Origin of the sequence: Peribacillus sp. NPDC060253 (assembly GCF_042727425.1) — a bacterium.
Lineage (GTDB): Bacteria > Bacillota > Bacilli > Bacillales > DSM-1321 > Peribacillus.
The window spans coordinates 1-8,825 of the sequence record NZ_JBHXAS010000155.1 but is presented as its reverse complement, the minus strand read 5'-3'; the positions used below and the strand labels follow the sequence as shown (position 1 = coordinate 8,825).

The window sequence follows — 8,825 nt, the reverse complement described above, 5'->3', positions numbered from 1 at the left end:
TAAAACTGCATGTAATTTTTCGTCTATCGTATATTTAGTCAAAAAAACTGCACCTCCAATTGTTAGATGTTGTCTAACAATTGGGGTGCAGTTCACATAAGAAAGGGCTCTTTTTTCATGCTTTTAAATATGCTCGTCTTTCCGCATACTCACGGCATTGTGAACAAACCGTGATCTTTTTTCTATTTTCATTCAAATAAGTCGTTACATTCTTGGATTTACGCTTGCAAAAGTAACAGGTTTTTTTGAATAACATCTTCACTTAACGATGACTTCGCCGTCCCATTCAAGCATTCCGCCAACCATATTTGCCACTTTATATCCTTGTTCCTGAAGATAATGGCATACATTTTCACTGCGGCGTCCTGAACGGCAGATAAAGATATATTCTTTTTCTTTATCAAAATAGTCAAGATTTGCTGGGATATCATTCATGCGAATATGTTTCGCGCCTTCGATCATTCCTTCTTGCACTTCTTCATCTTCACGAACATCGACAAGTTCCATCGCTTCTCCTGCCTCAAGCTTGGCTTCCACTTCTTCCGTTGTAATGATTTTGATCTCTTCCATAATTAGCACCTCGAATTATCGTTTGATTTATCTTATTCATTATAACAAAATTCCCAGTCAAACATCACATAATGGGTCCATCGCTTTTCAAGCTCGTGAATCCATTCATCATGAAGCATCCCGTTCTGAAATCCGGAGCCAATTCGTGACCCGTATCTAATGATCCCCTTCTCCTATAACATTAAAACGCCAGCTAGTATAAATGGCTGGCGTCTTATTTTGAACTCATGAATCTTTCTTAATGTCTGAAACCTCGCTCATACTGTTTAGGGACCTTCACTTGTTTATTTAAAGTTTTTGATGCTTCCAGAGACCAGTAAGGATTGCGCAGCATCCCTCTGCCCACTGCCACCAAATCCGCTTCTTCATTTCCAATGATTGAATTTGCAAGAATCGGATCGTCTAATCGACCAACAGCAATCACTGGTATGTCCAAAGCTTTTTTAATTTCCCTAGCCAATGGGGTTTGATAGCTAGCATGGGTACCCGGTCTTCCGTCTGCTCCAATAGGACCTTCTCCGCCAGAACTCACATGGAACATATCCACCCCTGCTTCTTTAAAGACTTTTGAAAAGGCAACGCTTTCTTCCAGACCATATCCGCCTTCAACATATTCTTTGGCGGAAATGCGCATGATTAATGGCATGTCAGCAGGCATTTCGCTTTTCACAGCTTTAATCACTTCCATTCCAAATTTAGTCAGGTCCCTTCCATATTCATCTTCACGTTTATTCGTAAGCGGTGATGTGAATTGGTGGATTAAGTATCCGTGTGCACCATGTAATTCAATTACATCAAAACCTGCTTGAACTGCCCTTCTGACTGAAGAACGGAATTTTTCGACCATTTCCTTCACTTCTTCCGTCTCTAAAGCCCTTGGAGTTTTAAACGTTTCGTCAAATGCTATGGCTGATGGGGCTACTGGAGTTTCGGCATCTTGCGCTTTACGGCCTGCATGGGCAATTTGGATACCGATTTTTGCTCCGTATTGATGAACTTCCTTAACGATTTTGGAGAAGGCATCAACTTGATCGTCAGACCATAATCCAAGATCGCCATTCGTAATCCGGCCATCAGGTTCTACATCCGTCATTTCCACTATGATTAACCCAGTGCCGCCAATTGCTCTACTCACATAATGGTGCTGATGCCAATTAGTTGGTATCCCATCTTCTGCTTCGACGGAATATTGGCACATCGGAGGCATGACGATCCTATTTTTCAGTTCAAGTTCTTTTATGTGATAAGGCGAAAATAAATCTTTCATGTTTTTTGTCTCCTTTAATTTATAATGCATGCACATGCATTTATATCATCTCGATAATATTGTGTCAACTAATCAGATTCTCCTTAACAGACGATTGCCTTCATTGTAAACGCTATCGTCTGTTGGTACACATTCTTTAATATGTGGTATATTTAAAAGAAGTAAGCAGAGGAAGGCGAATATAAATGTCCAGTGAACAAACCCTTTTAAATACATGGCTATCCTTTACACGTATTCATGCCGAGCTCGCCAATGAGCTTGATCGAATGCTGCAAACAAGGCACCAAACGGCTTTGAATGAGTTTTATGTTTTATTATTTCTATCAGAAACACCAGAAAAAAAACTGAGGCTGCTGGAATTGCAACAGTTAGTCGGGTTAAGTCAAAGTGCGATGTCAAGACTTTCTGTTAGAATGGAAAATAAAAGCTGCGGTGTCATTCAAAGGCTTGGATATGAAGACGACCGTCGCGGTGTGTGTGCGACCATAACGGACCTTGGTGAGATAAGACTTCAAGAAATCCTTGCCACCGTTAATGAAACACTTGAAAAGTCTTTAAATATTAATGACATTGACACAGCATTGAAATTATTCGTCCATGCAAAAAAGCGGACCACAGAAGAATGATTGAAGCGATTGCGATAGCTTATATGGAATTGTTCTCTATTCAAATTGATATTTGGGCAGGCATCCCAAAAAAGGAGAAAGACGAATGCTCTCGTCTCTCTCCTTCATTTATCTATTAAAAGTCAAAATTATCAGGGTCTGGTCCAACTCGATGATCCTGATTCAATCCATCAATTTGGTTCATTTCTTCTTTCGTCAATTCGAAATCGAATACAGATGAATTTTCTGCAATACGATGTTCTTTCGTGGATTTAGGAATCGTTACAGTCCCATTTTGTAAATCCCAGCGTAAAATGATCTGTGCGACGGATTTACCATGTTTAGCCCCAATCGCTTGTAATGTTTCATTATCCAGTAATTGTCCTTGCATCAAAGGAGACCAAGCCTCAAGTTGTATGCCTTGTTCCTTACAAAATGCTTGTACTTCTTTTTGAGTTAAACGCGGATGATATTCCACTTGATTGACCATCGGCTTCACTTTTGCATCTTCCATTACATCTTTAAGATGATGAATTTGGAAATTGCTCACTCCGATCGCTTTTACTTTTCCTTCTTTATAAAGAGTTTCCAGCGCGCTCCAAGCTTCTTTATATTTTCCTTCCACTGGCCAATGGATAAGATATAGATCCAAGTACTCCAAGCCAAGTTTCTTTAAGCTTTTTTCGTAAGCCGCGATAGTCGATTCATACCCTAAATCGGCATTCCAGACTTTTGATGTTACGAATAAATCTTCCCTGGAGATTCCAGCTTCCTTTAAACCCTCACGGATCCCTTGTCCAACCCCTTCTTCATTTCCATAAATGGCTGCCGTATCAATACTGCGATAACCATGTTTAATCGCCACTTTAACCGCATTTACCAACTCAGGACCTTCTTCCACTTTAAAAACGCCCAATCCGAACCAAGGCATTTTAACACCATTATGCAACGTTGTTGTATCTTGTAAATTTGTTACCATTATCCATCTACCTCCTGTTTTTTCTTCATTGTTTTTATAGACTGTAATGCGCTTAAGTATCAGTATCATTACATCCCTTCAAGGAATCTTCCCCATTCGCTGAAGGGATGTAATGATACTTGGTTTATGATACTCTTTCACGCATTTCAAGGAATGAAACATGCCATTCTAACATGCATCACTTTTTCAATCTTATGCTAGTTTTTCCGTTCGCTTGGTTTTGTCTTTACTTTCCAAGACCCGGCTCCAACCTGTTAAAATCACTGCAACAAAAACCATGACTCCACCTATCCAAGCTGTATGGATTAGTCCGATTGAATCCGTAATCACCCCTCCTAAGTATGCACCAATGGCAATCCCTGCATTGAAGGCTGCAATATTGATGGCAGAAGCCACGTCCACTGCACTTGGTACGAAACGTTCCGCTAACATGACAACGTAGACTTGTAGCCCTGGAACATTCATGAATGCGAACAATCCCATTAAAATGATCGTAATTAAACCAGCAATCTTAAACGGCGCCGTGAAAGACAAGACCACCAGTACAATAGCCTGTATTAGGAACATATAAAATAAGGCATGAATAGGATTGCGATTGGCCAATTTCCCTCCAAGGGTATTTCCAATTGCTATGGCTACTCCATATACTAGCAAAATTAAGGCAACAGTTCCTTCTTTAAACCCTGTCACTTCCTGTAGTAAAGGAGACAAGTATGTGAAAACGACGAATGTACCGCCATAGCCTAACGCTGTAATGATGAACACTAGCAGCAACCGGCCATTTGTCACTAATTTAACCTGATCACGGAACGTGGTCCGTGTAGCTTTTCTTAAATCGGATGGGACCATTATGCTGTTCCCGATGAAAGCAATCAGGCCGATTGCCACAATGATGATAAAAGCAAATCTCCAGCCGAATTGTTGACCGATGAAGGTTCCAAAAGGAACTCCGGTCACCGTTGCCACCGTCAGACCCGTAAACATGATGGCGATGGCACTCGCCCTGCGGTTTTCAGGGACCAGATCAGCTGCAATCGTCGCACCTATTGACATGAAGATACCGTGGGCAAGCGCTGAAATGACACGGGCGATCAATAGTACACTGATCGTGGTCGCAGAAGCCGCTAATGCATTACCGGCAATGAACACGACCATTATCCAAAGCAATAAAGTCTTCCGCGACATATTCGATGTCAGGGATGTCAGGATAGGTGCCCCGAACATGACCCCTAAAGCATATAAGGATACCGTCAATCCGGCCGTCGTGACTGTAATGTGTAAATCCTTTGAAATGAGTGGTAATAATCCCACGCTGATGAACTCTGTTGTTCCAATCGCAAAGGCACTGATTGCTAAAGCCAGCAATGCCCATGTACTTCTATTTTTATTTGAAGTCATATTCACTTCTCCTTTTCGTCTTTTTGTACTATTATTGAAATTGCCTAAAGCAACTTTTTAATAAATGGTACAGTGGAATTTGGTGTGCAAATGTTATTATGAGATATAATAGAAATAAATAATAGTACGTACTTTATAGTGATATAGGTACCTTTTAGTTCCTATAAAATAAGGAGAGTATGCAAATCATGCAAAAAAAGAAGTACAATATATCAGTTGAAGCGACCCTGGAAGTGTTGGGCGGGAAGTGGAAATGTGTAATCCTCTGCCATCTGACCCACGGAAAAAAGCGGACAAGTGAATTAAAGCGTCTTATGCCAAACATCACTCAAAAAATGCTGACCCAACAATTGCGGGAATTGGAAAAAGACGAAGTCATCAATCGGATCGTATACAACCAAGTCCCTCCAAAAGTAGAATATGAACTAAGTGAGTATGGACAAAGCCTGGAAAGTATCCTATCCGCGCTATGTACGTGGGGGGAAAATCACATAACAAGGGTGTATGGTGATAAGTTTTCCGTTCTCGAGGAAAGTGTATTAAATGATCAATTGAAGTAATCCGCCACAAATACAAAAAAGATTAGCTCAAAATGACTAATCTTTTTTTGTTTATAAATCTTCTATTTTAGCTAATGTATACAAAGAGAAAATACTCATTCAAAAGTTGTGGATATTAACCTTTGGAAATATTTTTTTCCATGAGTTTCGTGTTTTATAAGAACTTTTATTAACCCCTTCGTTTTTGGTATAATATGTAATATACTTATGAATCCAACTAACTTGACCAACAAGTACAGTGTTGATCATTTAAATTTTATATTTTATTTATGAATGAGTATAATGGTGAAACCAAGGGGTGACAAATGAGGGTCTTATTAGAATTGATACGCATCATATTGATATTCGGGATAGCCGGAGCAATCATTTCTGCCATTTTAAACGGCATATATACCAACATAGGAGTTAACACGAAACAGTATGGTTGGCTGGGTTCGGTTGCGGTGCTTATTTTATTATTTGTCTGGTATAGAAATAAACTTCAGTTTAGAGGCTGGTATGCCGGAAAAGGACAGGAAAGACTCCCCAAAGTGGCCTCACAAATACTCATCATGTGTTCACTTTTATTGTTATGTGCCCCACCCCTTTTAAGCGTGTTACAGATGGTTCTTCAATAATCGGGATTATATATCAAGTATAGGGCAGGAGTGAACGATTTGCGGAATTTGTTTAATATTGTGGTTCTCATACTCCTACTCAGTGGGTTTTGGTACGGATATGGTAAAGACATTCAGGAGTCCGGGGTCAAGGCAGGAGTAGGTTCCTTCGTGTCCGATGTTCGTTCTTTCATAAATGGGCCAGAGGTTTCTACTGCCCTGGAAAAGGTGAATACTGGTGTCAACAACCTAATCGGTTCACTAACGGAAAAATTGGATTCGGTTTCTGAAAAAGAACGGCAAGAAAAAGTGAAAAAACCAACACTGGAAGCACCTGCCGAGGCGTCCTTTTCAGTCCGTAATATCGAAATCGGTGACACGAAGGATGCCGTGGAAAAACTGGCTGGTGAAGCAAAGCGGCATACGCAGAATGAATATGGCGTAGACTGGTTCGCCTATCACGAAAATTATCAAAATTTCTTCATGGTTGCCTACGATACTAACGATAAAGTCGTTGGTTTATATACGAATCAAGATTTAATTTCCTCAAAGGAAGGCATTAAACGCGGCACCCCTAAAGAAGTCGTAACCGAAAAAATGGGGGAGCCTGTAACTAAGCTGCTTAAAGGGAACGTCTATTACCAGATTCGAAGTGATGGCGAATACGATATGTTTGAAATGGATAACAGCTATGTGACCATTTTTTATGACAAACACGAGAAAAACACAGTCACATCGATCCAAATCATCGACACAAAACTTGAAAAGCAAAAAATTGGCTATTTTGCAGAGGCCAGCCCAGAGTTAGAGAAGGGCTTTGAATATCAATTATTCGATTTGACCAATGCATCAAGGGTCAACCATGATCTCTCCGTACTTTCATGGGATAAACAAGTGAAGGTCACTGCACAGGATCACAGTGAAGATATGGCTGTGAACCAATACTTCAACCATACAAATCTTGAAGGAGAATCTCCCTTTGATCGGATGGAAGATGACCAAATCAAATTTCGAATGGCTGGGGAAAACCTGGCGTCCGGGCAGAACAGCAGTATCTTTGCCCATGAAGGTTTAATGAATTCCATCGGACACAGGGAAAACAAGTTACAGAAAGATTTTGAATCGCTCGGGGTCGGTGTTGCCTTCGATGATGAAGAAAAACCTTATTATACGGAGAACTATTTGAGGAAGTAAACGAAAAGGGCTGTGCATGGGGAAACCCAGCACAGCTTTTTTCCAACATGGATATAAACAAGGGCATCCATCTAGAAAAATGGATGCCCTTGTTTTTAAAGTATATTACCAAACGAATAATCCAACGACCATGGCACTTAACAAGGAAACAGCCATCCCGCTAACCAACAGCTTCCAAACATTCCTACCGATAATGTTCGATTTCTCATCATTAAGGATGGAATTGAATGTTCCATAAATCATGCCTACTGTACTGAAGTTGGCAAATGACGTCAGATAAGTGACAGCAACAGCTACTGTATGCGGAGGTAGTGTACTGATTTTATCCTTTAAATCAAGCAAGGCAACGAACTCATTCGTGGCAAGCTTGATTCCCATTAATTGAGCGACATACATGGCATCATGTCCAGTTAATCCAAGCAGGAATGCAAATGGACTAAAAATCACAGAGAAGATTTTTTGAATGGTCAGGCCATCCACAAAGAAACCGAATATCCCATTCAAGCTTGCTGTTAACGCCACATAACCGATAACCATTGCCATGATGACGAAAACCATCTTGGCTCCCACCAGCATGCTGTTAGAAATGGTGGAAAAGAAATCTTTACGTTCCTCTTTAGCAGGAACATAAACGACGTCTTCCTCTTTACTTACATCTACTGGGTTTAACATGTTAGCAATCAGCAAGGCATTTAAGCAGTTCAAGGGTATCGCCACAAAAACATAGGTTGCCGGTACCATGGTAAGGTAGGCCCCAATAATGGAACCACTGATGCTGCTCATGCTCATGATTCCAAATGTCAATAACCGCTGATCTTTAATCGCAGCGAGTTGAATCCGGAGAACGGCAAGTGCCTCGGTATTCCCAAGGAACATCATCTGGATGGAAAAGAAACTCTCAAGTTTCGGCAAACCGGACACTTTGGAGATGAGCCATCCCACTTTATCAATGATCCAGGTAAGGATACCGAAATACGATAAAACATCAAAAAACGTGATAATGAAAATAATTGGCATCAAAGCGCTGAAAAAGAAATCCACTTGTTCATTTGCCATTAAAGATGGAAAGACAAAAGAAATCCCTTCATTTGCACATGCAATCAACCAGGTGAAGAAAGAAGCGATCAGATTAATAACCCATCCACCTATTTTAGTCGATAACATGAACCAAGTGATAAGCAATTCTACAACAAGCAAAGTAAGAATGGCTTTCCACTTAACGTTCCTTTTATTTGGCGAACAAAGGTAAACGATGCCCATTACAACGATAACACCGAGTATATTCAATAAAAAATACATGTTTTCAACCCCTTTGATTTATCATTTCCCATTCATTTTCTTTATATAAAAAAGCCCTTATCTTTTTACACTTTCAGCCGCAGGAAGAAAGTGTGAAAAGATAAGAGCTTTCATTAAAACACGGTATCGCGGATCAAGCTTTTATTAAGCAAACCAACATATACCTGTTCATCTCTTCTATTTTCATACTTCCTTGTAGTCCGGCATTATTTTCGGCTGCCAGGTAGAAACTATCAGACCATTGTCACTGATATTATACAAGGATATTTTCAAAATGAATTGATTAGGAAAGATACATTTTAAAACAGTTTATTTTCAATTACAATACGTTTCGTAATTGTTATATTAATATAAATA

The 8,825-nt window shown here is 40.0% G+C and carries 9 protein-coding genes and 1 riboswitch; of the genes, 4 read left to right on the top strand and 5 right to left on the bottom strand.

Annotated elements, in window-relative coordinates; translation table 11 throughout:
- Positions 1–258: 258 nt before the first annotated feature.
- Positions 259–570, bottom strand: a complete 312-nt coding sequence (locus ACFWE9_RS24135) for a rhodanese-like domain-containing protein (RefSeq protein WP_034309364.1) — start codon at positions 568–570, stop codon at positions 259–261.
- Between the two features lie 238 nt (positions 571–808).
- Positions 809–1,837 (bottom strand): NADH:flavin oxidoreductase/NADH oxidase, encoded by a 1,029-nt coding sequence (locus ACFWE9_RS24130; protein ID WP_377359183.1) that lies wholly within the window; start codon positions 1,835–1,837, stop codon positions 809–811.
- Positions 1,838–2,022: 185 nt separating this feature from the next.
- Here ACFWE9_RS24130 and ACFWE9_RS24125 point away from each other — a divergent pair, with 185 nt between their 5' ends.
- Positions 2,023–2,463, top strand: a complete 441-nt coding sequence (locus ACFWE9_RS24125; protein WP_230161130.1) for a MarR family winged helix-turn-helix transcriptional regulator — start codon at positions 2,023–2,025, stop codon at positions 2,461–2,463.
- Positions 2,464–2,578: 115 nt separating this feature from the next.
- Here ACFWE9_RS24125 and ACFWE9_RS24120 read toward each other — a convergent pair whose 3' ends face one another.
- The gene (locus ACFWE9_RS24120) at positions 2,579–3,421 is read right to left on the bottom strand and encodes an aldo/keto reductase (RefSeq protein ID WP_377359181.1); all 843 of its coding nucleotides are present in this window, start codon (positions 3,419–3,421) and stop codon (positions 2,579–2,581) included.
- Between the two features lie 192 nt (positions 3,422–3,613).
- A complete protein-coding gene (locus ACFWE9_RS24115) occupies positions 3,614–4,819 on the bottom strand; it encodes an MFS transporter (protein WP_377359179.1) in 1,206 nt (401 codons plus the stop codon).
- A gap of 188 nt (positions 4,820–5,007) precedes the next feature.
- On the opposite strand from ACFWE9_RS24115, the gene ACFWE9_RS24110 reads away from it, so the two are divergent.
- The 3 genes from ACFWE9_RS24110 to ACFWE9_RS24100 all read left to right on the top strand — a co-directional run bounded on the left by ACFWE9_RS24110 (position 5,008) and on the right by ACFWE9_RS24100 (position 7,169).
- A complete protein-coding gene (locus tag ACFWE9_RS24110; RefSeq protein WP_230161123.1) occupies positions 5,008–5,379 on the top strand; it encodes a winged helix-turn-helix transcriptional regulator in 372 nt (123 codons plus the stop codon).
- 305 nt (positions 5,380–5,684) lie between these two features.
- Positions 5,685–5,996 (top strand): hypothetical protein, encoded by a 312-nt coding sequence (locus ACFWE9_RS24105; protein WP_377359177.1) that lies wholly within the window; start codon positions 5,685–5,687, stop codon positions 5,994–5,996.
- A 39-nt stretch (positions 5,997–6,035) separates the two neighbouring features.
- Positions 6,036–7,169 (top strand): CAP domain-containing protein, encoded by a 1,134-nt coding sequence (locus ACFWE9_RS24100; RefSeq protein WP_377359175.1) that lies wholly within the window; start codon positions 6,036–6,038, stop codon positions 7,167–7,169.
- A gap of 105 nt (positions 7,170–7,274) precedes the next feature.
- On the opposite strand, the gene ACFWE9_RS24095 is transcribed toward ACFWE9_RS24100, so the two are convergent.
- Positions 7,275–8,468: a nucleoside transporter C-terminal domain-containing protein gene (locus ACFWE9_RS24095; protein WP_230161117.1), complete on the bottom strand. Its 1,194-nt coding sequence runs from the start codon at positions 8,466–8,468 to the stop codon at positions 7,275–7,277.
- Positions 8,469–8,644: 176 nt separating this feature from the next.
- A riboswitch (purine riboswitch) is annotated at positions 8,645–8,749 on the bottom strand.
- Positions 8,750–8,825 lie beyond the last annotated feature (76 nt).